This window comes from Ruegeria sp. AB10 (genome assembly GCF_056542745.1).
Window position 1 is genome coordinate 865,355 of record NZ_JBQGAI010000001.1, and the last position, 23,384, is coordinate 888,738.

Genomic DNA, 23,384 nt, shown 5'->3' on the forward strand with positions numbered 1-23,384 from the left:
AACGGGAGAAAACAATGACACACAAAAGCCTGAAGCTGGCCTTGCTGGGTACGACCCTGATGGCCACAAGCGCCCTTGCCGAGGACGTGACGCTGACCATCGAAAGCTGGCGTAACGACGACCTGACCCTGTGGCAGGACCAGATCATTCCGGCATTTGAGGCCGCTCATCCCGGCATCAAACTGGTGTTCTCTCCGTTTGCTCCAACAGAATACGACGCGGCTCTGAACGCCAAGCTCGAAGCTGGTTCGGCAGGGGACATCATCACATGCCGGCCCTTTGATCGCTCACTTGGGCTCTATGACGCCGGGCATTTGTCCGACTTGTCCGGCCTAGAGGCCATGTCGAACTTCTCGGACGTCGCCAAATCGGCCTGGCAGACGGATGATGGATCCGCTACGTTCTGCGTTCCGATGGCGTCGGTGATCCACGGGTTCATCTACAACAAAGACGCCTTCGATGAGCTGGGAGTTGCCGTCCCAACGACCGAGGACGAGTTCTTTGCCGCGCTCGATGCGTTCAAGGAAGACGGAACTTACATTCCCATGGCGATGGGCACCACCGATCAGTGGGAAGCGGCCACCATGGGATATAACAATATCGGCCCGAACTACTGGAAAGGCGAAGAAGGTCGTCTTGCGCTGATCGAGGGCTCGCAAAAATTGACCGACCCCCAATGGGTTGAACCCTATGAAACGCTGGGGAGGTGGAAAGACTATTTGGGCGACGGTTTCGAGGCGCAGACCTATCCTGACAGTCAGAACCTGTTCACCCTTGGCCGTGCGGCCATCTACCCTGCGGGCAGTTGGGAGATCTCAGGATTTAACAACTTGGCCGACTTTGAAATGGGCGCTTTCAAGCCTCCGGTCCGCAACGCGGGTGACACCTGTTATATCTCGGACCACACCGATATCGGAATCGGCATGAACGCAGCAACGGCTCACCCAGACGCCGCAGCCACATTCCTCTCATGGGTCGCAAGCCCTGAATTTGCCGAAATTTTCGGCAATGCTCTGCCCGGCTTCTTCCCGCTGTCAAATGCGCCGGTCGAATTGCAGGACCCGCTGGCGAAGGAATTTGTAGGTTGGCGGGACGATTGTGAATCGACCATCCGCTCGACCTACCAAATCCTGTCGCGCGGCGAGCCCAATCTGGAACTTGAGACGTGGAACGCTTCGGCCAATGTGGTTCGGGGCGCCGAGAGCCCTGCCGACGCCGGTCAGCGCCTGCAGGAAGGTCTGTCCAGCTGGTACGCTCCGCACCAGTAACCTGATCCCTACCCGGGCGGCAACACCCGCCCGGGTACACCCGACACTCCGTTGAAAGCAGTCCAATGAACCGCCCCCGCTTCCGCTGGCATATCGTCGTGTTTCTGGCACCGGCCGTACTTGTCTATACGGCGGTGATGATCTTTCCGCTGTTCAATACACTGCGTCTGGCACTGTATTCCGAGGTGGATCAAAGCCGCGTGTTCGTCGGGTTGCAGAACTTTCGAACCCTGTTTTTCGACCCCATCTGGTCCGAGCAGTTCTGGAACGCCCTGGGCAACAACTTCTGGTTCTTCCTGATCCACATGCTGGTGCAGAACCCCATCGGCATTGCCTTGGCCGCGCTACTGAGCCATCCGCGCCTTCGCTTCGCTGCGCTGTATCGCTCGGCGATTTTCATTCCAACGATCCTAAGCTTTGTGATCGTGGGTTTCGCGTGGAAGCTGATCCTGTCGCCGATCTGGGGCATCGCGCCTTCGATGCTGGACGCCATCGGATTGAAATCCCTGTTCGCACCCTGGCTGGGGAAAGAGGAATACGCGCTCACCGCGCTGGCACTGATCTCGGTCTGGCAGTTCGTGGGCATCCCGATGATGCTGATCTATGCCGCCCTGCTGACCATCCCCGAAGAAATCCTTGAGGCCGGAGAGATTGACGGCATCACCGGTGCCTCGGCCTTCTGGAAGATCAAGCTGCCGCTGATCCTGCCCTCAATCGGGATCATCTCGATCCTGACCTTCGTGGGCAATTTCAACGCGTTCGACCTGATCTATGCCGCCCAAGGCGCGCTGGCGGGGCCGGATTTCTCGACCGACATTCTGGGCACGTTCATGTACCGCACCTTCTTTGGTTTCCAGTTGCAACTGGGCGACCCGCATATGGGGTCAGCCATCGCAGGCGCCATGTTCGCGATTATCCTTGTGGGCGTCTGTATTTACCTGTTCGGCATCCAGACCCGGATGCGCCGGTATCAACTGTGAGGGGCCAGCGATGAACAAGGCACGCCGAAACCCGCTGAATACCGCCGCGATGCACGGGGCGCTGATCCTTTACACGCTGATCGCCCTGTTCCCGGTCTTTGTGATCCTGATCAACAGTTTCAAATCCCGCAGGGCGATCTTTCGCGAGCCGCTGGCCCTGCCAAATGCCGACAGTTTCTCCATGATTGGCTACGAGACGGTGATGAAGCAGGGGGATTTCTTCCTCTACTTCCAGAACTCGATGATCGTCACCGTTGCGTCGCTGTTCTTCATCCTGCTGTTCGGAGCCATGGCGGCCTATGCGCTGTCGGAATATCAGTTCAAGGGCAACCTGCTGATGGGGCTGTATCTGGCGCTGGGGATCATGATCCCGATCCGTATTGGCACCGTGGCGATCCTTGAGATGATGGTGGCCACCGGGCTGGTGAACACGCTATGGGCGCTGATACTGGTCTACACGGCGCAAGGGCTGCCGCTGGCGGTGTTCATCTTGTCCGAGTTTATGCGGCAGGTCAGCGATGATCTGAAAAACGCAGGCCGCATCGACGGGCTGTCGGAATACACGATCTTTTTCCGGCTGGTGCTGCCTCTGGTCCGGCCCGCGATGGCGACCGTGGCGGTGTTCAACATGATCCCGATCTGGAATGACCTGTGGTTCCCGCTGATCCTTGCGCCCGCGGAAGAGACCAAGACCCTCACGCTGGGCAGTCAGGTCTTTATCGGGCAGTTCGTCACCGACTGGAACGCGGTTCTGTCGGCACTGTCGATGGCGATCCTGCCGGTGTTGGTGCTGTATATCATCTTCTCACGCCAACTGATCCGCGGCATTACATCCGGAGCTGTCAAATGACCAAAGTTCTGATCGCTGGCCTTGGGAACATGGGCCTCAGCCACGCGCTGGCCCATCACAACCACACCGATGCACAGATCGTGGGGCTGGTGAATCGATCGGGCCGCGTAGACCACCCCGAGCTGAGCCAATATCCTGCCTATTCGGATTTCCACACCGCTTTGGCCGAAACCAAACCCGATCTGGTGGTCGTCGCCACCTATTCCGACAGCCACGCCGATTACGCCTGCGCCGCGATGGAGACAGGCGCGCATGTCTTTGTCGAAAAGCCGCTGGCCACCAACGTGACAGACGCGCGGCGTGTCGTGGAAACCGCCACCCGCCTGAACTGCAAACTGGTCGTGGGCTATATCCTGCGCCACCACCCCTCGTGGATGCGCCTGATTGCCGAGGCGCGTGATCTGGGCGGGCCTTACGTGTTCCGCCTGAACCTGAACCAGCAATCCTCAGGCGCTGAGTGGGAGACACATAAGGCGCTGATGCAGACCACCTCCCCCATCGTGGATTGCGGCGTGCATTATGTGGATGTGATGTGCCAGATCACCGACGCGCAGCCCGTCCGCGTGCATGGCATGGGCCTGCGCCTGTCCGATGAAATTGCCGAGGACATGTATAATTACGGCCAGTTTCAGGTGATCTTCGAGGACGGCTCGGTCGGCTGGTATGAGGCCGGATGGGGCCCGATGATGTCCGAGACCGCGTTTTTCGTGAAAGACATCGTCTCGCCCAACGGCTCGGTCTCGATCACGGACGGCAACAAGGGCGCGTCGGCAGATATTGACGGGCATACCAAGGTGGGCGGCTTGCTGATCCACACGCCGGGCGGCGACCGCACGGTCGTGATGCCCGATGAGCCTGGCCATCAGGAACTCTGTGATGCCGAGCAGGCCTATATGCTGCGCGCCATCGCGGACGATATCGACCTGACGCGTCATATGAATGACGCTGTTCAATCCCTTGCCATTTGTCTGGCCGCCGATGAAAGCATCCGCTCCGGCCAGCCCGTTTCCCTGCAGGAACCCGCATCATGACCGCTCTGACCCTGACCAATGTGAACAAGTCCTTTGGCGATGTGCATGTCCTGAAAGACATCACGCTTGAAGTTGAAGAAGGTGAGTTCGTCGTCTTCGTCGGCCCCTCGGGCTGTGGCAAGTCCACCCTGCTGCGCGTGATTGCGGGGTTGGAGGATGCGTCCTCGGGCGAGATCAATATCGACGGCCAACAGGTCAATCTGGTGCCGCCGTCGAAACGCGGGATTGCGATGGTGTTCCAAAGCTATGCGCTCTACCCCCATCTGAACGTGCGCGGGAACATGACGCTGGCGCTGAAACAGGAAAAGCAACCCAAGGCGGTGATCGAAGACCGCGTCGCCACCGCCAGCCGGATGTTGAACCTTGAGGACTATCTGGACCGCTACCCGTCCGAGCTGTCCGGCGGCCAGCGCCAGCGCGTTGCCATCGGGCGGGCCATCGTGCGCGAACCGAAACTGTTCCTGTTTGACGAGCCCCTTTCGAACCTCGACGCCGCCTTGCGGATGAACACGCGGATCGAAATCGCCAACCTGCACCGCGCGCTGGATGCCTCGATGATCTATGTCACCCATGACCAGACCGAGGCGATGACGCTGGCCGACAAGATCGTGGTGCTGCGCGACGGGCGGGTGGAACAGACCGGCACACCGATGGAGTTGTATAACAACCCCGCCAACCAGTTCGTTGCGGGCTTCCTTGGATCGCCGTCGATGAATTTCCTGCCCGAAAAATTGCTGGGGGATGGTCAGAACACGATCGGCATCCGCCCCGAAGACCTGTTCCTGTCCGATGACGGCCCACTGGCCGCACAGGTCAGTCACGTGGAAAAACTGGGCGGAGATACCAATGTCATCGCAAAAATACACGACCACGTGGTAACGGCACGGCTGTTCGGCCAGCACGCGATTTCCGAGGGGCAGGAGCTGCGCTTTGCCTATGCCACTGAAAAGGCCTATCGGTTCGACCCGGCCGGTCGGCGTTTGCGTTAAAGGTCGCGGGCGTCCGGGTTTTTGCCCGCGTCGCTTTGAATCGCTGCACGGATTCCCCTACTTTCTGACGGTGGGGCCTTTCACCTTGTCCAAAACCGTGAAATTTCGGAAATCGAGCTTATCTTTGTTGTTAGCACCCTGTCACAATGAAGCTCTAAATGCGTTTCATCCACTTTTTCTGACGGCCAGGAGCTATTCATGAAAAACGCTGACCCTACCACTCTGTCTGCCGACGATTGGGACGAGTTGCACTTCCCCCGCCCCGAGGAAAACGATTTTGACCGCATTGTCGAACGCGCCATTTCACGGCGTGGTTTCATGGGCGGTGTGCTGGCTTTTGGTTCGGGCGCTGCGGCCATGGGCGCGGGCCTGATGGGGTCCACTTCGGCGCAGGCACAAACCGCCTCGCGCTTTGTGTTCACTCCGATTGCCGCGCAGACCGATGGCACCGTGCACGTACCGGAAGGGTATGAATGGAAGATGCTGATGCGCTGGGGCGACCCGCTGTTTTCCGACGCGGACGGCTATGACCTGACCGACGGTGGAGCGGTCGAGAAATCGGACCGCGTGTTTGGTGAAAACACCGACGGGATGGAGACCTTTTCGTTCCAGGGTCACGAGCTGATCGCGATCAACCACGAATTCCCGAACCGAAGGATCAACCTGCCCGCCGCGCAGAACGGCGTTCCGGTCAATGCCGGCGACGTTCTGAAGATGCAGAACCTGCAGGGCGTCACCGTGATGGAAATCACCGAAGGTCCGGACGGCTGGTCAGTTGTCAAAGACAGCCCCTTCAACCGCCGCATCCACCACAATACGCCCATCAAGATCGTCGGCCCCGCAGCCGGTCATGACCTCCTGAAGACCGGGGCCGACCCGACCGGCACCGCCTCGCTGGGGACCATGAACAACTGTGGTGCGGGCAAGACGCCGTGGGGCACTTACCTGACCTGCGAGGAAAACTTTAACGGTTATTTCGGCTCGTCCGACGAAAACGCGACCTATGACCAGAAGGTCGCGGATGGCATGGCCCGGTATGGCATCTCGACAGCAAGCTGGAACGGCTACGAGTTCTTCGATCCACGTTTCGACACCTCGAAAAACCCGAACGAGCCGCACCGCGCGGGCTGGATCGTGGAAATCGACCCGACCAAACCCGACAGCACACCAGTCAAGCACACCGGTCTGGGCCGCTTCAAGCACGAAAACGCCGAAGTAACGCTGGCCCCCGATGGTCGCGTGGTCGTCTATATGGGCGATGATGAGCGGGGCGAGTACCTTTACAAGTTCGTCTCGAACGGCACTTACCAGCCAGGCGGCGAAACCGAGAGCCTGTTGAATGACGGCACGCTTTTTGTTGCCAAGTTCAACGAGGACACAACCGGTGAATGGCTGCCGCTGACGCCGGAAACCACCGGCATGGACGAGCCCGAGATCTGCATCTTCACCCGTATGGCGGCGTCCAAGGCGGGCGGCACCACCATGGATCGCCCGGAATGGGTTGCCTCCAGCCCGGTCGCGGTCGAGGCCTATTGCTGCCTGACCAACAACAAGAACCGCGGCGTCAAGCCGAATGCCGGTGGTGACGATACTTCGCTCAACGGACCAAACCCGCGCGAGGCCAACAAATACGGCCAGATCGTGCGCTGGCGTCCGGCCAATGACGACCACGCCGCCGAAGCCTTCGACTGGGATTTGTATGTCATGGCCGGGAACCCGACCGTGCATACGGACGCTTATGCAGGTTCGCCGAATGTGAACGCGGGCAACCTGTTCAACTCGCCCGACGGCATGGTCACCGACTCGACCGGTCTGATCTGGATTCAAACCGACGGCAATGACAACAACGAGGAAGATTTCGCAGGTCACGGCAACAACCAGATGTTGGTTGGTGACCCGGCTACTGGTGAAATAGCACGCTTCATGACCGGCCCGAACGGCTGTGAGGTCACCGGTCTGGCCTGGTCCAGCGACCTGCGCACCATGTTTGTCGGCATTCAGCACCCGGGCAGAAACTGGCCTGATGGCGGAACGCCACGGTCTTCGGTGATCACGATCAAGCGCGCCGACAACGGGCTGATCGGCTAAGTCACAAGCCCCCCGGCCTTGCCGGTGCGGGGGGGCGTTTTGCGTCAGATATCCTGACCCGGCGGCTCCAGTGGCCCTCCCGAAGCCAAAAGATGACGCTCCGACAACCAGGGGTTCAGGTCCAGGGCTTGATTTAAAGCCTCCCGCGCCTCATCCAATCTTTGCAATCCCAACAACGTCAATGCGCGCCCGCTGATCGCGGCCACATGGTTTGGCGACAGCTCTATCGCCCTGTCCAGATCGGGCAAGGCGGCTTCGAAATCCTGCCCAAGATAAAACGCAAAGGCGCGCTGGTTGTACCCCTCGGCATAAGACGGGCAGTAAGCAATCAGCTTGTCAAACTCCTCAATCGCACCCAACAAATCCGAGGCCCTGAGACGCGCCATTCCCCGATCCAGCGTGGCTTGCGCGCTTTGGTCCGGCGCGTCTGTCCAGAACTCCCACAACTGGCCTGATAAAGCACGGGCGGCCTGTTCGGTCTCGGCCAGCTGGATTTGCGCAATCACCCCGCTGACATCGGCGCTGTGATCCGGTGCAACGGGGCAGTCCGCCGCCTGAACGGCCGTGGACGTGAATAGTACGAGGCAAGCAATAGCGATCTGGTTCATGACCCAATGGTGAGGCCACCGGACCGTTCGTCAACCCATCCCTTCGATGGCCCCGGAAACGCCGGTCTCTTTCACCGCCTCCATCGCAACGAAGGTCGAGGTATTCGCCACATGCGGCAGGGACGAGATTTTCTCGGCCAGAACCGCGCGGTATTCCGACATCGAGCCCGTGCGGATTTTCAGAAGATAGTCGAAATTTGACGCGATCATATGGGCTTGCTCGATCTCAGCCACCTTGCGGACTGCCGCGTTGAACTCGGCCAGGGCCTTCTCGCGCGTGTCGGTCAGACGCACTTCGACAAAGGCGACATGATCCAGCCCAAGGCGGATCGGATTCAGCAGGGCGCGGTATCCGGTGATGATCCCTTCGGCCTCAAGCCTTTTCACACGGGATTGCGTCGGGGACTTTGACAGCCCGATGCGCCGCGCCAAGTCAGCGACCGAGATACGCCCGTCCTCGGCCAGAATCGTCAGGATCGACCGGTCAAACCGGTCCAGATCAGGGCGGTTCGTTTGCATCGTGATCCCTCTGAAATTCAGATCATTTACCCTCTGAAATCACAAATTAAGGCGATTGTCCCGAAAAATCGCCGTTATACTCTCCAAAAGCCCGGAGGATACATGACACACAGCCTGCGCACCCATATTGACGGCCAAACCTATGCCGATCAGTCTGAAATTCTGGATACCCTGATCGCACAGGCAAAGCTGAGCGAACCCGACCGCGCAGCGATCTGCGCCGCTGCGGCTCAGTTGGTGCGCGACATCCGATCAAGCACCTCGCCCGGGATGATGGAAGTCTTCCTTGCCGAGTACGGCCTGTCCACCGATGAAGGCGTCGCGCTGATGTGTCTGGCCGAGGCGCTGTTGCGGGTGCCCGACGCCGAAACCATCGACGCACTGATCGAGGACAAGATCGCACCGTCAGATTGGGGCAAACATCTGGGCCAGTCGTCCTCGTCGCTGGTGAACGCCTCGACCTGGGCGCTGATGCTGACGGGCAAGGTTCTGGACGAGGGCAAAACCTCTCCGGTCAGCGCCCTGCGTGGCGCGATCAAACGTCTGGGTGAGCCGGTGATCCGCACCGCCGTGGGCCGCGCGATGAAAGAGATGGGGCGGCAGTTCGTTCTGGGCGAAACCATCCAATCCGCCATGGACCGCGCCAGCGGGATGGAGGCCAAGGGGTACACCTATTCCTACGACATGCTGGGTGAGGCCGCCCGCACCGAAGCCGACGCCGCGCGCTATCACCTGTCCTATTCCCGCGCCATTGCAGCCATTGCGGACGCCTGCCCCCATGACGACATCCGTGCGAATCCCGGAATTTCCGTGAAATTGTCGGCGCTTCATCCGCGCTATGAAATCGCGCAGGAACAGCGGGTGATGGAGGAACTTACGCCCCGCTTGCGCGCCCTGTGCCTGCTGGCCAAGGCCGCCGGAATGGGGCTGAACGTGGACGCCGAAGAAGCCGACCGTCTGTCGCTGTCCCTACAAGTGATCGAAGAGGTGATGGCCGAGCCCGCTCTGGCCGGGTGGGACGGTTTCGGGATCGTGGTGCAGGCTTACGGCCCGCGCGCCGGGATCGTGCTGGATACGCTCTATGAGATGGCCGAACGCCACGATCGGAAGCTGATGGTGCGGCTGGTCAAGGGGGCTTATTGGGATACCGAAATCAAGCGCGCGCAGGTCGAGGGCGTCGATGGCTTTCCCGTGTTCACCCGCAAGGCGGCAACCGATATCTCGTACATCGCCAATGCCCGCAAACTGCTGGGCATGACCGACCGGATTTACCCGCAATTCGCCACCCACAACGCCCATACGGTCAGTGCGATCCTGCATATGGCCGATGATCAGCTGTTCGAATTCCAACGCCTGCACGGCATGGGCGAAACCCTGCACCAGATCGTCAAGGATCAAAACAAGACGCGCTGCCGAATCTACGCACCGGTGGGCGCACACCGGGACCTTCTGGCCTATCTCGTACGGCGCCTGCTGGAAAACGGCGCGAACTCTTCGTTCGTGAACCAGATCGTGGATGAAGCCGTGCCACCGGAAGAGGTGGCCACTGACCCCTTCGCCACCATTCACGAGCCGAAATCCCCTCTGCCAACCGGTCCCGAGTTGTTTCAGCCGGAACGTCCGAATTCGAAAGGATTCGATCTGCAGCACACGCCGACGCTCGACCAGATCGACGCGGCCCGGGACGCATTCCGCGCCCATCACTGGTATGCGCAACCGCTGTTGTCCGAAGAGGCACAGCCGGATGAGGATCAGCCCGTCATCAACCCCGCCCAACCACAAGACCGGCCCGGTTCGGTTGCCCAAGCAAGCGCGCGGGATGTGGAACTGGCCTTGGCCTCGGCCTGCCCGTGGCAGGCAAACGCTGAAGATCGAGCGCGCATCCTGAACGCCGCCGCTGATTTGTACGAGGCGCATTTCGGCGAACTGTTCGCCCTGCTGGCCCGCGAGGCTGGCAAGTCCATACCCGACGCAGTGGCCGAGCTGCGCGAGGCGGTCGATTTCCTGCGCTACTATGCGGCCAACATCCCACAGGCAGAACCAGCCGGAACGTTCACCTGCATCAGCCCGTGGAACTTTCCGCTGGCAATCTTCACCGGCCAGATTTCCGCGGCCCTGGCCACCGGCAACGCCGTTCTGGCCAAGCCCGCGCCGCAGACCCCTCTGATCGCACATCGGGCCGTGCAATTGCTGCACGAGGCCGGCGTACCCCGCGGCGTGCTGCAATTGCTACCGGGCGGGCCAGCCGTTGGGGCCGCGCTGACCTCGGATCCGCGGGTATCGGGGGTGGCTTTCACAGGCTCGACCGCGACAGCGTTGAAAATCCGTGCAGCCATGGCAGACAACCTGCGGCCGGGCACGCCCCTGATCGCGGAAACCGGCGGGCTGAATGCGATGATCGTGGACAGCACCGCTCTGCCCGAACAGGCCGTTCAATCCATTATCGAAAGCGCGTTTCAGTCGGCGGGGCAGCGGTGTTCTGCCCTGCGCTGCCTATACGTGCAGGAAGACATCGCCGACGATCTGCTGACCATGCTGACCGGCGCGATGGAGGCGTTGCAGGTCGGGGACCCATGGATGCTGACCACCGATTGCGGCCCGGTGATTGATCAGGACGCACGGCAAGGCATTGCGGGTCACGTCGCGCAGGCGCGCAGCGAGGGGCGGGTTCTGAAGGAACTGACCACACCGCCCGAGGGCACCTTCATTGCCCCCACCCTGATCGAACTGCCGGGCATTGCGGCGCTGGAACGCGAGGTCTTTGGCCCCGTGTTGCATGTGGCCCGCTTCAAAGCATCCGAGATTGATCAGGTCATCGCAGATATCAACGCAACCGGCTATGGGCTGACCTTTGGCCTGCACACCCGCATCGACGACCGGGTGCAGCACATCACCGAAGCCGTCCATGCGGGCAACATCTACGTCAACCGCAACCAGATCGGAGCCATCGTCGGCTCTCAGCCCTTCGGTGGCGAAGGTCTGTCGGGCACCGGCCCAAAGGCGGGCGGGCCGAACTATATGGCGCGGTTCTGTGCGCCGGATCGTCAAACCAGCGAAGCCGAATGGGACAACACTATGGGCGACCTGCCCACCCCGCAGGGCCAGCCCGCCGCCACCCGCACCCAATCCCTGCCTGGCCCAACCGGAGAATCCAACCGGCTGAGCGAAACTCCTCGTGCGCCCCTGCTGTGCATGGGGCCAGGGGCGGACGCGGCGCAAGCACAGGCCGAGGCTGTCAAAGCTCTGGGTGGCATGGCTATCTGCGCAACCGGAATGGTTGACCTGCACCGGCTGGAAAATGCTGCCGGATTCTCGGGCGTGCTCTGGTGGGGGAACGATGACACCGCACGCGAGATCGAACGCCACCTGGCCCGCCGCGATGGCCCGATTCTGCCGCTGATCCCCGGCCAGCCAGACCGCGCGCGCGTGTTGGGCGAGCGTCACGTCTGCGTCGACACCACCGCTGCAGGCGGCAACGCGGCGTTGTTGGGAGGTGCGGCGTAACCGGACCTTGACGCTGGGCCTGGAAAAGCCCAGCGTCGCCACATGTTTCCGATCCGTGACCATAACCCCTCGGGGCGCACGCCATATGTCGTCTACCTTCTGATGGCAGCCAATATCCTGATTTTCCTCAGCTATGTGGGGATCATGAGTAACGATCAGCTCATGAACCGGTTCTATTTCGACTACGCGGTCATCCCGGCGCGGATCACCGACGGGTTTGCGCTGGAAACGCTTGTAACCTCGATGTTCCTGCATGGCGGCTGGATGCATCTGGCGGGCAACATGCTGTTTCTGTGGATATTCGGAGACAACCTCGAAGACGAGATGGGCCACCTGCCCTTCCTGCTGTTCTATCTGGTCGCTGGCGTGGGCGCGGGCCTGATCCATGTCGTCACCGCCCCGGACTCGGTTGTGCCGACCATCGGTGCATCCGGTGCAATCGCCGGGGTCATGGGGGGCTACCTTCTGTTGTTCCCCAAGGCCCGTGTGGATGTCCTGTTGATCCTGATCGTCTATTTTCGGGTCTTCACGATTCCGGCCTTCATCATGCTGGGCATCTGGCTGGGCTTACAGTTCATGGGCAGCCTCGCCAGCAACCCGGACGAAGGTGGCGTTGCCTATTGGGCACATACGGGCGGGTTCCTTGTCGGCCTGATCCTGTGCATCCCGCTTTGGCTGAAACGCGGCGGGACAGCATATTGGAACCGTACCCACGGCCATCCGCCCCATCCCGAGCACAAATACAAGCTGTCGCAATCCCGCATTCCACGCGTCCCGCGCAAATAGAGGTCAACCCTCAGTCTGATCCGGCATCCGACCGCCACTGAGGCGCGTGATTTCCTGCGCGGCATCTCTGACCAGAGCACCAAGCGCCCGTGCCCTGTCCGCGTGGAAACGGACAGACGGACCCGAGACGGATACCCCCGCACAGGGTTCGGCGCGGTCGTTGTAGATGGCGGCGCCAATGCAGGACATGCCTTCGTACCGTTCCTCGTGGTCATAAGACCAACCTCGGGCGCGGGTCTTGTCCAAATCCGCCATCAGGTCCGGTCCGGGCGTCAGCGTGTGGTCCGTAAAACGTTCCGGATCGACAGAACCGAGGGCTTTTCTGGCCGCATCCGGGTTCATCGCAGCCAGTATCGCCTTGCCCGTGCCGGACGCATACATCGGCGTGCGCGCACCGGGCGGAAAGAAGGCCCGGATCGGGTTCAGCGTTTCGACCTGACCGACAAAAACCACCTCGGCGCCATCCGGCACCGCCAGATTGGCGGTCTCGCCACTCTCCTGCATCAGACGCCGCAGGATCGGCCGCCCGATCTCAATCACACTGTTACGACGCAGAAAAGAGGCTCCGGTCCGGTAGGCCTCGATCCCGATCATCCATTCCTGCCTCTCGTCGTCGAAGGTGGCAAACCCGTGCTTCTGCAAGGTGGCCAGAATTCGGTGCGTGGTCGCCGTCGGCACGCCCACTTCGCGCGCCAGATCGCTGAGCGCTGCGCGTTCCATCCGCGCCACCGTGGTCAGAACGCCCAGCGCCCGATCCAGTGACTGCATGGTCCCGGCCGAGCTTTCTTTGAACAGCGATTTCGGCCTGCCGCGTGGCCTCTTCTGAGTGTCCATTTCTGGCCCTCTTCTTTTGCCCAGCGTGATCTTTTCGAAATCACCACTTTCAGGCTTTAAAAATGAAAAACGGAAAAACGCACTTTTTCAGCGTCTTAGATATTTAATCGCAATAATGAAAACATTTTTCAAGAAAATTGCACATGAAGGCCGTTTCCCCGACACTGATTTCCATCTTGGAGGAATTTAGTGATGTCCACTCAGAACCCCGTTTTCATACCCGGCCCGACAAACATCCCGGATCGCCTGCGACTGGCGATGCAGGTTCAGACACAGGACCACCGCGCGCCGGATTTTGTCGAGACTTTTGCCCCGGTACTCGACGAGTCCAAAAAGGTGTTCGGGACAGCATCGGGTCAGGTGATCACCTTTCCCGCCAGTGGAACCGGCGGGTGGGAAGCGGCAGTGACCAATACGCTCAGCCCCGGTGATGCGGTTCTGGTGGCACGCTATGGCATGTTCAGCCATCGCTGGATCGACCTGTGTCAGCGGCATGGGCTGGACGTGCGTATCATCGAATGCCCGTGGGGCAGCGGCGCCCCAGCGGACAAGTTCGCCGAGGCGTTGGACGCTGACAAAAGCCACGAGATCAAGGCGGTTCTGGTCACTCACAACGAGACGGCCACCGGGGTGCGTTCAGACATTGGGGCGGTGCGCAAGGCTATGGATGCCAGCGCCCACCCGGCGATGCTGTTCGTGGATTGCGTCAGCTCTCTGGCCTCGATGCCGTTCGAGTTCGATGTTTGGGGCGTTGATATCGCCGTGTCGGGCTCGCAAAAGGGCTTCATGCTGGCGACCGGCATGGCGATCCTGTGCGTCAGTCCCAAGGCGCTGGCGGCGATGGAGGCGGCCAAACTGCCGCGCACTTTCTTCGACTTCCGCGACATGATGAATGCCAACGCCTCGGGCGGCTTTCCCTACACCCCGCCGCTACAGCTGATCTACGGGATGCGCGAAAGCCTTAAGATGCTGTTCGAGGAAGGGCTGGACAATGTCTACGCCCGCCATTTCCGGCTGGCCGAAGGCGTGCGCAAAGCCACCGCCGCCTGGGGGTTGGATCTGGTGGCGCAGTCGCCCGATCTCTACTCGGATACGGTCAGCGCGATCTATGTGCCCGAAGGCTTCGACAGCAATGCGCTGACCGATCATGCCTTCAACGCCTATGGCGTCAGCTTTGGCATCGGGCTGGGCGAGATGAACGGCAAGGCCTTCCGCATCGGCCATCTGGGCAGCCTGACGGATGTCATGGTGCTGTCCGGCCTCGCCACGATCGAAATGGCAATGGCCGACTTGGATTACCCGATCGAGCTGGGCAGCGGTGTCGCCGCGGCGCAGGAGTACTTTCGCGCAGGCCACGCCAACCCGATGCAATCCGCGGCGTAAGGAGGCCAATATGCTTGACGACATGATCACAGCCGATTGCCTGACCCTTGCCGACATGCGCGAGGCGCATGAGCGAATCAAACCGCATATCAACCGTACCCCGGTGCTGCGGTCGGATTATCTGGATGATCTGGCCGGCGCGCAGCTTTTCTTCAAATGCGAGAACTTTCAGGAGGCCGGAGCTTTCAAGGTCCGCGGCGCGTGCAACGCTGTGTTCGGCCTGAATGACGAGGCCGCCGAGCGCGGGGTCTGCACTCATTCCAGTGGCAATCATGCGCTCAGCCTGTCGTATGCGGCCGGTCGCCGGGGCATTCCCTGCAATGTGGTGATGCCGCGCACGGCCCCGCAGGCCAAGAAAGACGCGGTGCGCCGCTATGGCGGGATCATCACAGAATGCGAGCCCTCGACCACCTCGCGCGAGGCGGTGTTTGCCGAGGTGCAGGAAAGCACGGGCGGCGAGTTCGTGCATCCCTATAACGACCCGCGCGTGATCGCGGGGCAAGCGACTTGCTCGGCGGAACTGTTGGAACAGACCAGCGGGTTGGACGCGGTGGTCGCCCCCATCGGCGGCGGTGGCATGATCTCGGGCACCTGCCTGACCCTGTCGAACCTGGCGCCCGAGGTGCAGATCCATGCCGCCGAACCGGAACAGGCCGACGATGCCTATCGCAGCTTCAAGGCCGGTCATATCATCGCCGATGACGCCCCGGTCACCATCGCCGACGGGCTGAAAGTGCCGCTGAAAGAGAACACCTGGCACTTTGTCTCAAACTTCGTGAGCGACATCCACACCGCCAGCGAAGACGAGATCATCGCCGCGATGAAAACCATCTGGAAGCACCTACGCATCGTGATGGAACCCAGCAGCGCGGTGCCGCTGGCGACGATCCTGAAACACCCCGAGGTGTTCAGTGGAAAGCGCGTCGGCGTGATCATCACCGGCGGCAATGTGGATCTGGACAAACTGCCCTGGACTTTGGGTTGAGGAGGAAAACATGAACAAGCCCGCAAACATCAACCAGCTTGAGGTCGGCTTCGACATCCCCGCCGCCATCGGCATGGACGCGTCCGAGATACAGACACCGGCTCTGGTGCTGGATCTGGATGCGCTGGAGCGCAACATCAAGAAGATGGGCGATTACGCCAAGGCCCACGGCATGCGCCACCGGGTGCATGGCAAGATGCACAAATCCGTCGATGTGGCCAAGCTGCAGGTCGAACAGGGTGGAGCATGCGGCATCTGCTGCCAGAAAGTCTCTGAGGCCGAGGTCTTTGCGCGTGGCGGCATCAAGGATGTGCTTGTATCCAATCAGGTGCGCGATCCCGCCAAGATAGACCGGCTGGCGCGCATGCCCAAGCTGGGCGCACGGACGATCTGCTGTGTCGATGACATCGACAATGTGGCCGATCTGTCCGAGGCCGCACAACGCCACGGCACCCAGATCGAATGTCTGGTCGAAATCGATTGTGGTGCGGGCCGCTGCGGCGTGACCACCACCCCCGAAGTGATCGCCATCGCCAAGGCCATCGACGCCGCCCCGGGGCTGAAGTTTGCAGGCATCCAGGCCTATCAGGGCGCGATGCAGCACATGGACCTGTACGAGGATCGAAAGGCCAAGATCGACATCGCCGTGGCGCAGGTGAAAGACGCCGTGGACGGCTTGAAGGCTGAAGGGCTGGTCTGTGATATTGTCGGCGGTGGCGGCACCGGGTCTTATTACTTCGAAAGCACCTCGGGCGTGTATAACGAACTGCAATGCGGCTCTTACGCTTTCATGGATGCCGATTATGGCCGCATCCTTGATGAAAACGGCAACCGAATAGACCGGGGTGAGTGGGAGAACGCCTTTTTCATCCTCACCAGCGTCATGAGCCATGCCAAGGCGGACAAGGCCATTGTAGATGCGGGTCTTAAGGCGCAGTCGGTGGATAGTGGGTTGCCAGTGATCTTCGGGCGGTCGGATGTGGAATATATCAAATGTTCGGATGAGCATGGCGTCGTGGCCGACCCGGATGGCGCTCTCAAGGTCAATGACAAGCTGCATCTGGTGCCCGGCCACTGTGACCCGACCGCCAATGTGCATGACTGGTATGTAGGCGTGCGCAACGGCAAGGTTGAAACTCTCTGGCCCGTCTCCGCGCGCGGCAAGGCGTTCTGAGCGGGGGAAAGGATCATGAAAGATATGACGGACAAACCTTTGCTGATCGTCGGAGAGGAGCTGTGCCAGAAACTGGTCGGCCGTGCCGAAGCATTCGACGCGGTACAGGACGTCTTTGCCGCCATGGCGCGCGGCGACGCCTATAACTTCCCGGTCATCCGCGAAGCCATTGGCTATGCTGATGCGCTTTACGGCTTCAAGTCCGGCTTTGACCGCGCGGGTCAGGTGCTGGGCGTCAAGTCCGGCGGTTACTGGCCGGGGAACACAGAGAAAGGGCTGACCAATCACCAATCCACCGTTTTTCTGTTCGACCCCGATACCGGGCGGCTGTCGGCGCTGGTCGGCGGCAACTACCTGACCGCCGTGCGCACGGCTGCGTCCTCGGCGGTGTCGATCGCCCATCTGGCGCGCAAGGACGCCAAGGTGCTGGGCATGGTTGGCGCGGGTCATCAATCCACTTTCCAGCTGCGCGCCGCTGCCGAGCAGCGCGATTTCGAGAAGGTGGTAGCCTGGAACCCCCACCCCGAGATGCTGCCCCGTCTGGGCGCGGTCGCGGCCGAGCTGGGCCTGGACTTCGAGGCCGTCACACAGGAGGAACTGGGCGCACAGGCCGATGTCATCATCACCATCACCTCAGCCTTCGAACCGCTGCTGATGAAGGATTGGATCAGACCCGGCACCCATCTGGCCTGCATGGGTACCGACACCAAGGGCAAGCAAGAGGTCGAGGCGGCACTGGTGGCCCACGCGACTGTCTTCACCGACGAGGTCGCCCAGTCCATCTCTCTCGGCGAGGCGCAGCACGCGGTTGCTAACGGGAGGTTGACCGAAGATCAGATCACCCCCATCGGCGCCGTCATCAACCGCGACCATCCGGGGCGGAGATCAGACGAAGAAATCACCCTCTTCGACGGAACGGGCGTTGGCCTGCAAGACCTCGCCGTTGCATCTGTCGCCGCGAAACTCGCGGACGAAGCCGGCCTGGCTGAACGCGCCGCCCTCTGAAACGAAAAAGCGCGCCTCGAACGGGGCGCGCTTGCTTAATCGGTATATCAGGTGATTAGCCCCGGATCACCTTGGCAAACTGGTCAAAGATCGGTTCGTTCGAACAGATCACCTCACCATCCTCCAGCACGCTGCCTTCGGGATTCAGGGCCTGCACAAAGCCACCCGCCTCTTTCACGATGATAATCCCGGCAGCCACATCCCAGGCGTTCAAACGACGTTCCCAGAACCCTTCGTAGCGGCCAGCAGCCACATAAGCCATGTCCAGCGCTGCTGCGCCCCAGCGGCGCACGCCAGCGCAGGCAGGCATCAGACGGGCCAAATCCTGCAGCGTTGCAGGCAGATCAGAACGACCACCAAAGGGCAGCCCGGTCGAAAAGATCGACTCGATCATGCGGTGACGGCCCGAGACACGGATGCGGGTATCGTTCATCCACGCGCCTTCGCCCTTTTCGGCAAAGAACATCTCGTCCTTGGCGGCGTCATAGATAACACCGGCGACGATCTTGCCCTTGTGCTCCAGCGCGATCGAGATTGCCCAGTGCGGCAGGCCGTGCAGGAAGTTGGTGGTACCGTCCAGCGGGTCCACGATCCAGCGGCGGGTCGGGTCCTCGCCGGCGATGGTGCCGCCCTCTTCGGCCAACCAGCCATAGGTCGGACGCGCGCCCAGCAGCTCCTCTTTCAGGATCTCCTCGGCTGCAATATCGGCCTTGGAGACAAAGTCGCCCGCGCCTTTCATCGACACCTGAAGGTTCTCGACTTCACGAAAATCCTTGACCAATGAACGCCCCGCTTTGCGCGCGGCCTTGATCATGATGTTGAGGTTTGCACTGCCAACCATTGTCCAAAGGCTCCTGTCCGGTCAAACCGCGCGTATACTGGGGCAACGCGTCCTTGCCAAGAGGAATGATGCGCATAACAGACCCGCGTTTCGCGCTTATTGTGACTGCAGCTTGCGCGCCTCGGTTCCGGCCAGTTCGATCAGTTCCTGCACATAGGGTTTTTCCAGGTCTTCGGTGCGGACAGCAGCGTAAAGCCTGCGGGTGATCCCATCCTTGGTCAGCGGGCGGGTGACGTAGTCCGAGTTATACTTCACCTCACGCACGACCCAATCGGGCAACACAGACACACCGCGGTTCGACGCCACCAGCAGAAGGATCACAGCGGTCAGTTCGACCTGCCGGATCGCAGCGGGTTCGACACGTGCAGGGATCAGCAACTGGCTGAAGATATCCAGACGGGTGCGTTCGACCGGATAGGTGATCAGCGTCTGGCCCCGGAAATCCTCGGCCTCGATGAACTCTTTCTGCGCCAAAGGGTGTGCAGAGGCCGCGACGAAAACCGCGTCATAGTCGAACAGCTCGATGAACTCGACGCCCGGCAGATCCTCAGGGTCGGATGAGACGACCAGATCGACCTCTTCCTTCTGCAACGCGGGCAAGGCGTCGAACGCCAGACCCGGACGAATATCGACATCCACATCCCCCCAGGATTTGCGGAACGATTCCAACACCGGGAACAACCATTCGAAACAGGCATGGCATTCGATGGCGATATGCATCCGGCCCGTGCGCCCGTCACGCAGGGACGAAAACTCCTGTTGCGTCGCCTCGACCTGCGGCAGGATCTGTTCCGCCAACCGCAACAGGCGCAGCCCTGCTGCCGACAGCTTCATCGGCTTGGACCGGCGCAGGAACAGTTCGACCCCGGCCTGATCCTCCAAACCCTTGATCTGATGGCTTAAGGCCGACTGTGTGATGTTCAGCTGATCCGCCGCACGGGCCAGCCCGCCGCATTCATGGATGGCCTTGATCGTACGCAGGTGCCGGAATTCGATGTGCATTGAAATGAGACTCATGTTGTTCTTGAGTAATATGAGTTTGTCTCACAATGCGGGAACTGGCACAAGGGGCTCAGATTGGACCTGTGAGGCAGATATGACGACACCTGAGATTTCATTCGAGTTCTTCCCGCCGCAAACGCTCGAGGCGTCGTTCCGCCTTTGGGATACGGTTCAGACCCTGGCGCCGCTTGAGCCACGCTTTGTATCAGTCACCTATGGCGCTGGCGGCACCACGCGCGAGTTGACGCGCGATGCGGTGACGACGCTGCACAAATCGTCCGGCCTGCCGGTCGCCGCGCATCTGACCTGCGTTGACGCCTCGCGTCAGGAAACGCTGGAAATCGCCGACACTTTCGCACGTGCCGGGGTTGAAAACATCGTCGCCTTGCGTGGCGACCCGCCCAAAGGTCACGACCGCTTCACGCCCCACCCCGACGGGTTTGCCAATTCAGTCGAACTGATCGAAGCCTTGTCCGAAACCGAAATGTTCAGCATCCGCGTCGGCGCTTATCCCGACAAGCACCCAGAAGCACAGGATTTCTCGGCGGATGTGGACTGGCTCAAGGCCAAGCTGGACGCCGGCGCGGACGAAGCGCTGACCCAGTTCTTCTTTGAGGCCGAAACGTTTTTCCGCTTCCGCGATGCTTGTGAAAAGGCCGGTATCGACAAGCCCATCGTGCCCGGCATCCTGCCGATCGAGAACTGGAAAGGCGCCCGCAAATTCGCCCGCCGCTGCGGGACACATATCCCTGACTGGATCGAACACGCCTTTGAAAAGGCGATTCGCGATGATCGGGAGGATCTGCTGGCCACCGCTCTGTGCACCGAGCTGTGTTCCGACCTGATTGAGGGCGGCGTGGACAAGCTGCATTTCTACACGCTGAACCGGCCCGAACTGACCCGCGATGTGTGCTTTGCACTGGGCATCACACCGCGGGCCGAGTTGCAGAACGTCGCCTGAACCTTCCCGTTGGTCACTTTCGCCCGGAGCCTGCAAAGGCTCCGGGCTTTTTCGTTTGTTTGACGCGTGTTTTGGTGGCCACAGCATATGTGTGGACAATAATCTTCCCTTGGGTCAACTGTCCCCTGATCTGCAATAAATTTCCGCTAAAATTTGACAAAACCCCGCGCCTCTTCAAACTGAGGTTGTTGTGTTTGTTTAATGAGTTGATTTGGGAATGGAGCCTGTCGAAAAGATAAATGCACGCGCTGACGCGCTGGCGGCTCTGGGATTAGACCAGACAGCAAGGTCCGACGATATTCGGGATGCCTGGCGCCACATTGCATTTCATGCTCATCCCGATCACAGAAACGGCGACTGCACCCATTTTGCCCGCGCCAAAGAGGCATACGACTTTTTGCGCCGCGAGGGTCTGACCACCAAAGGGAAAACTGCTGGCACGCCCCGGCGACCGAAGCTGCGCAGACGTGTGATCGAGCTGGAAACCAACGATATCGACGCCTGCCGCATGTTGCTGAACACCGCACTGGCGCACAGTCCGGACGGTGACGGACCAAACCCAGATTCTCAGGGCAATTCCGATGCGGACCATGTCCCCGATGCGGTTGGGTTTTATGGCCGCCACCTGACCTATTTCGTTCCGACCCCGGTTCAGGAAGGATCAAACCGGGTGGCGCTGCCGACCTCGTTCCTGGCTTCGGCCCGACGAATGGAAACTGAAGTGCTGAGCTTTCAATCCAAGGATACCGGTGCAGGCGAGGTTGTGATCCCGGAAACGATCACGGCTCGCAAATTCCCCGGTGCCAAAAGCGTGCGCATCAAGTTCGACGCAGATCAGCAGATGCGCGACGATTTCTGGCTGGCGGGCTGACAGTGAAAAAACCCGGCCTGGTAAGAGCCGGGTTTGTTCTTGCCGCGTAGCGGTTTAGTTCGCGACCGGGCCTTCCGAGGTAAATTTGGGGATCACGCTGGTCGATGCGGCATCGGCCTCGATTCCCGGCCAGTTACCTTCGGCCAGATTTATGTTGCCGGGGATATCCTCTTCGAAGAAACCAACAACAACATCGGTGATGTTCAGATACAGCTTGTCGTCAACGATGCGCCACAGGTTCGGGTTCGCCGGAACCTTGCCGCCCCGCGACACACCGTAGGCGCAGTGCCCGTCATAGGCGGGTGCGTAGTAAGCCGGGTTTTCAAGGAACTTGTCGCGGTTTTCTTCGGTCGAGAACGCCCAGGTCGCGCCGTTATAGTCTGCCGTGATATCCGCATGACCCCGCACCGCCTCGGGCTGGGACTGGCCGACCGGTGCCTGATCCAGATTGCGATAGGCAACCACGTCATAACCCGACACGGCAAACCCGGTGCCGTCCACATACTGATCCCCGGCAAAAGCGGGAACGGCAAGGGTCAGAGCAGTCACAAGAGTCAGGGCAAAGCGTTTCATATGGTCAATCCTTTTGTCCTTTGGGTTTGGCGTTGCTGAAAGAATAGGTATTTTCGCCCCGATGGGCAGTCCCGCTCGCGCCGCTGTGAGGTCGGATGAAGAAACGTGAGAGGTTCGACCCCGTTTGTTACAAAACCTCTTTGACATCCGGGGTTGGACTCGGGGCTTTGCAACATTAGCTGTTGTGGCGGACGGACAATTCACCCGAACTTTGCTGAGAAAGACAACAGATGACCGAGCAATCCCCATACACGCCCCCCAAAGTCTGGACCTGGGACAGCGAAAGCGGCGGCCAGTTTGCCAACATCAACCGCCCCATCGCAGGCGCCACCCATGACAAGGACCTGCCGGTCGGCCGCCATCCCCTGCAACTGTATTCGCTGGCGACCCCCAATGGCGTCAAAGTCACCGTGATGCTCGAGGAACTGCTGGCGCTGGGTCACGAGGGCGCCGAATACAATGCCTGGCTGATCAATATCGGCGACGGTGACCAGTTCGGCTCGGGCTTTGTCGAGGCGAACCCGAACTCGAAAATCCCCGCGCTTTGGGATCGCTCGGGCGGCGCGCCTGTGCGCGTGTTCGAAAGCGCCTCGATCCTGTTCCATCTGGCCGAGAAGTTCGACGCCTTCCTACCGCAATCCGGCCCCGAGCGGACCGAGGTGATGAACTGGGTCTTTTGGCAGATGGGCAGCGCGCCGTATCTGGGAGGCGGGTTCGGCCATTTCTATGCTTACGCGCCCGAGAAATGGGAATACCCGATCAACCGTTTCGCCATGGAGGCCAAGCGCCAGCTGGACGTACTGGACCGCCAACTGGCCGAGAACACCTATGTCGCGGGTGAGGACTATACTATCGCCGACATGGCAATCTGGCCCTGGTACGGTCAGTTGGTTCTGGGGCGTCTCTACAGCGCGGCCGAGTTCCTGGATGTCGAATCCTATGAAAACGTGATGCGTTGGGCCAAGGCCGTCGATGCGCGCCCTGCCGTTCAGCGCGGTCGCATGGTCAACCGCGCATTTGGTGAGCCGCACACCCAACTGCACGAGCGCCACGACGCCAGCGACTTTGAAACCCGCACGCAGGACAAGTTGGAAGCTGCAGCGGAATAGCAACGCATGGCCCCGCGACTTGA

21 protein-coding genes are annotated in these 23,384 nt (G+C 60.6%); 15 read left to right on the top strand and 6 right to left on the bottom strand.

The features are described 5' to 3' along the window. Positions 1 to 14 precede the first annotated feature (14 nt). The 6 genes from ACR0NT_RS04355 to ACR0NT_RS04380 all read left to right on the top strand — a co-directional run bounded on the left by ACR0NT_RS04355 (position 15) and on the right by ACR0NT_RS04380 (position 7,206). Positions 15 to 1,268, top strand: coding sequence for an ABC transporter substrate-binding protein (locus ACR0NT_RS04355; protein WP_170440948.1), 1,254 nt, complete (start codon positions 15 to 17; stop codon positions 1,266 to 1,268). A gap of 65 nt (positions 1,269 to 1,333) precedes the next feature. Continuing rightward, the gene (locus ACR0NT_RS04360) at positions 1,334 to 2,248 is read left to right on the top strand and encodes a carbohydrate ABC transporter permease (RefSeq protein WP_170670598.1); all 915 of its coding nucleotides are present in this window, start codon (positions 1,334 to 1,336) and stop codon (positions 2,246 to 2,248) included. A 10-nt stretch (positions 2,249 to 2,258) separates the two neighbouring features. Continuing rightward, positions 2,259 to 3,098 carry a carbohydrate ABC transporter permease gene (locus tag ACR0NT_RS04365; RefSeq protein ID WP_170440944.1) on the top strand — a complete coding sequence of 280 codons (840 nt, stop codon included), beginning with the start codon at positions 2,259 to 2,261 and terminating at the stop codon, positions 3,096 to 3,098. After that, entirely contained in the window at positions 3,095 to 4,129 is a 1,035-nt protein-coding gene (locus ACR0NT_RS04370; RefSeq protein ID WP_170440942.1) for a Gfo/Idh/MocA family protein, read from the top strand. Before ACR0NT_RS04365 ends, ACR0NT_RS04370 begins: the two co-directional genes overlap by 4 nt. Next, positions 4,126 to 5,118, top strand: coding sequence for an ABC transporter ATP-binding protein (locus ACR0NT_RS04375; RefSeq protein ID WP_170670596.1), 993 nt, complete (start codon positions 4,126 to 4,128; stop codon positions 5,116 to 5,118). The genes ACR0NT_RS04370 and ACR0NT_RS04375 overlap by 4 nt, the downstream gene beginning before the upstream one ends. A 198-nt stretch (positions 5,119 to 5,316) precedes the next feature. Then, on the top strand, positions 5,317 to 7,206 hold the full coding sequence (locus ACR0NT_RS04380; RefSeq protein WP_170670594.1) for a PhoX family protein: 1,890 nt from the start codon (positions 5,317 to 5,319) through the stop codon (positions 7,204 to 7,206). Between the two features lie 44 nt (positions 7,207 to 7,250). Here ACR0NT_RS04380 and ACR0NT_RS04385 read toward each other — a convergent pair whose 3' ends face one another. Both ACR0NT_RS04385 and ACR0NT_RS04390 read right to left on the bottom strand, forming a co-directional pair. Beyond that, a complete protein-coding gene (locus ACR0NT_RS04385; RefSeq protein ID WP_170670592.1) occupies positions 7,251 to 7,814 on the bottom strand; it encodes a tetratricopeptide repeat protein in 564 nt (187 codons plus the stop codon). A 30-nt stretch (positions 7,815 to 7,844) separates the two neighbouring features. Further along, complete coding sequence (locus ACR0NT_RS04390) at positions 7,845 to 8,333, bottom strand: winged helix-turn-helix transcriptional regulator (protein WP_170670590.1); 489 nt, start codon at positions 8,331 to 8,333, stop codon at positions 7,845 to 7,847. Positions 8,334 to 8,435: 102 nt separating this feature from the next. On the opposite strand from ACR0NT_RS04390, the gene putA reads away from it, so the two are divergent. Both putA and ACR0NT_RS04400 read left to right on the top strand, forming a co-directional pair. After that, positions 8,436 to 11,837 carry a bifunctional proline dehydrogenase/L-glutamate gamma-semialdehyde dehydrogenase PutA gene (putA, locus tag ACR0NT_RS04395; RefSeq protein WP_170440932.1) on the top strand — a complete coding sequence of 1,134 codons (3,402 nt, stop codon included), beginning with the start codon at positions 8,436 to 8,438 and terminating at the stop codon, positions 11,835 to 11,837. A gap of 42 nt (positions 11,838 to 11,879) precedes the next feature. Then, entirely contained in the window at positions 11,880 to 12,623 is a 744-nt protein-coding gene (locus ACR0NT_RS04400) for a rhomboid family intramembrane serine protease (protein WP_170670587.1), read from the top strand. Positions 12,624 to 12,626: 3 nt separating this feature from the next. Here ACR0NT_RS04400 and ACR0NT_RS04405 read toward each other — a convergent pair whose 3' ends face one another. Next, positions 12,627 to 13,457 (bottom strand): IclR family transcriptional regulator, encoded by an 831-nt coding sequence (locus ACR0NT_RS04405; protein ID WP_170670585.1) that lies wholly within the window; start codon positions 13,455 to 13,457, stop codon positions 12,627 to 12,629. Positions 13,458 to 13,649: 192 nt separating this feature from the next. On the opposite strand from ACR0NT_RS04405, the gene bhcA reads away from it, so the two are divergent. Genes bhcA through bhcD form a run of 4 tightly spaced genes read left to right on the top strand, consistent with a single transcriptional unit; the run spans position 13,650 to position 18,004 of the window. After that, positions 13,650 to 14,840 (top strand): L-aspartate--glyoxylate aminotransferase BhcA, encoded by a 1,191-nt coding sequence (gene bhcA, locus ACR0NT_RS04410; RefSeq protein ID WP_170670583.1) that lies wholly within the window; start codon positions 13,650 to 13,652, stop codon positions 14,838 to 14,840. Between the two features lie 10 nt (positions 14,841 to 14,850). After that, entirely contained in the window at positions 14,851 to 15,825 is a 975-nt protein-coding gene (bhcB, locus tag ACR0NT_RS04415; protein WP_170670580.1) for a beta-hydroxyaspartate dehydratase BhcB, read from the top strand. Between the two features lie 10 nt (positions 15,826 to 15,835). Continuing rightward, positions 15,836 to 16,999 carry a 3-hydroxy-D-aspartate aldolase BhcC gene (gene bhcC / locus ACR0NT_RS04420; protein ID WP_170440922.1) on the top strand — a complete coding sequence of 388 codons (1,164 nt, stop codon included), beginning with the start codon at positions 15,836 to 15,838 and terminating at the stop codon, positions 16,997 to 16,999. A gap of 39 nt (positions 17,000 to 17,038) precedes the next feature. Then, positions 17,039 to 18,004 (top strand): iminosuccinate reductase BhcD, encoded by a 966-nt coding sequence (bhcD, locus tag ACR0NT_RS04425; protein WP_480442675.1) that lies wholly within the window; start codon positions 17,039 to 17,041, stop codon positions 18,002 to 18,004. A 55-nt stretch (positions 18,005 to 18,059) separates the two neighbouring features. Here the strand turns inward: bhcD and ACR0NT_RS04430 are convergent, their stop codons facing one another. Together ACR0NT_RS04430 and ACR0NT_RS04435 are read right to left on the bottom strand one after the other, a co-directional pair. After that, entirely contained in the window at positions 18,060 to 18,845 is a 786-nt protein-coding gene (locus ACR0NT_RS04430) for an inositol monophosphatase family protein (protein ID WP_170440918.1), read from the bottom strand. 96 nt (positions 18,846 to 18,941) lie between these two features. Next, complete coding sequence (locus tag ACR0NT_RS04435) at positions 18,942 to 19,847, bottom strand: LysR family transcriptional regulator (protein WP_170440916.1); 906 nt, start codon at positions 19,845 to 19,847, stop codon at positions 18,942 to 18,944. 94 nt (positions 19,848 to 19,941) lie between these two features. Here ACR0NT_RS04435 and metF point away from each other — a divergent pair, with 94 nt between their 5' ends. Both metF and ACR0NT_RS04445 read left to right on the top strand, forming a co-directional pair. After that, positions 19,942 to 20,808 carry a methylenetetrahydrofolate reductase [NAD(P)H] gene (gene metF / locus ACR0NT_RS04440; protein WP_170440913.1) on the top strand — a complete coding sequence of 289 codons (867 nt, stop codon included), beginning with the start codon at positions 19,942 to 19,944 and terminating at the stop codon, positions 20,806 to 20,808. 217 nt (positions 20,809 to 21,025) lie between these two features. Then, positions 21,026 to 21,679, top strand: coding sequence for a DnaJ domain-containing protein (locus ACR0NT_RS04445; protein WP_170440911.1), 654 nt, complete (start codon positions 21,026 to 21,028; stop codon positions 21,677 to 21,679). Positions 21,680 to 21,733: 54 nt separating this feature from the next. Here the strand turns inward: ACR0NT_RS04445 and ACR0NT_RS04450 are convergent, their stop codons facing one another. After that, positions 21,734 to 22,252, bottom strand: coding sequence for a YHS domain-containing (seleno)protein (locus ACR0NT_RS04450; protein ID WP_170440909.1), 519 nt, complete (start codon positions 22,250 to 22,252; stop codon positions 21,734 to 21,736). Positions 22,253 to 22,482: 230 nt separating this feature from the next. Between ACR0NT_RS04450 and yghU the strand changes: the two genes are divergently transcribed. Further along, on the top strand, positions 22,483 to 23,361 hold the full coding sequence (yghU, locus tag ACR0NT_RS04455) for a glutathione-dependent disulfide-bond oxidoreductase (RefSeq protein WP_170440908.1): 879 nt from the start codon (positions 22,483 to 22,485) through the stop codon (positions 23,359 to 23,361). The last annotated feature ends 23 nt before the right edge of the window (positions 23,362 to 23,384 follow it).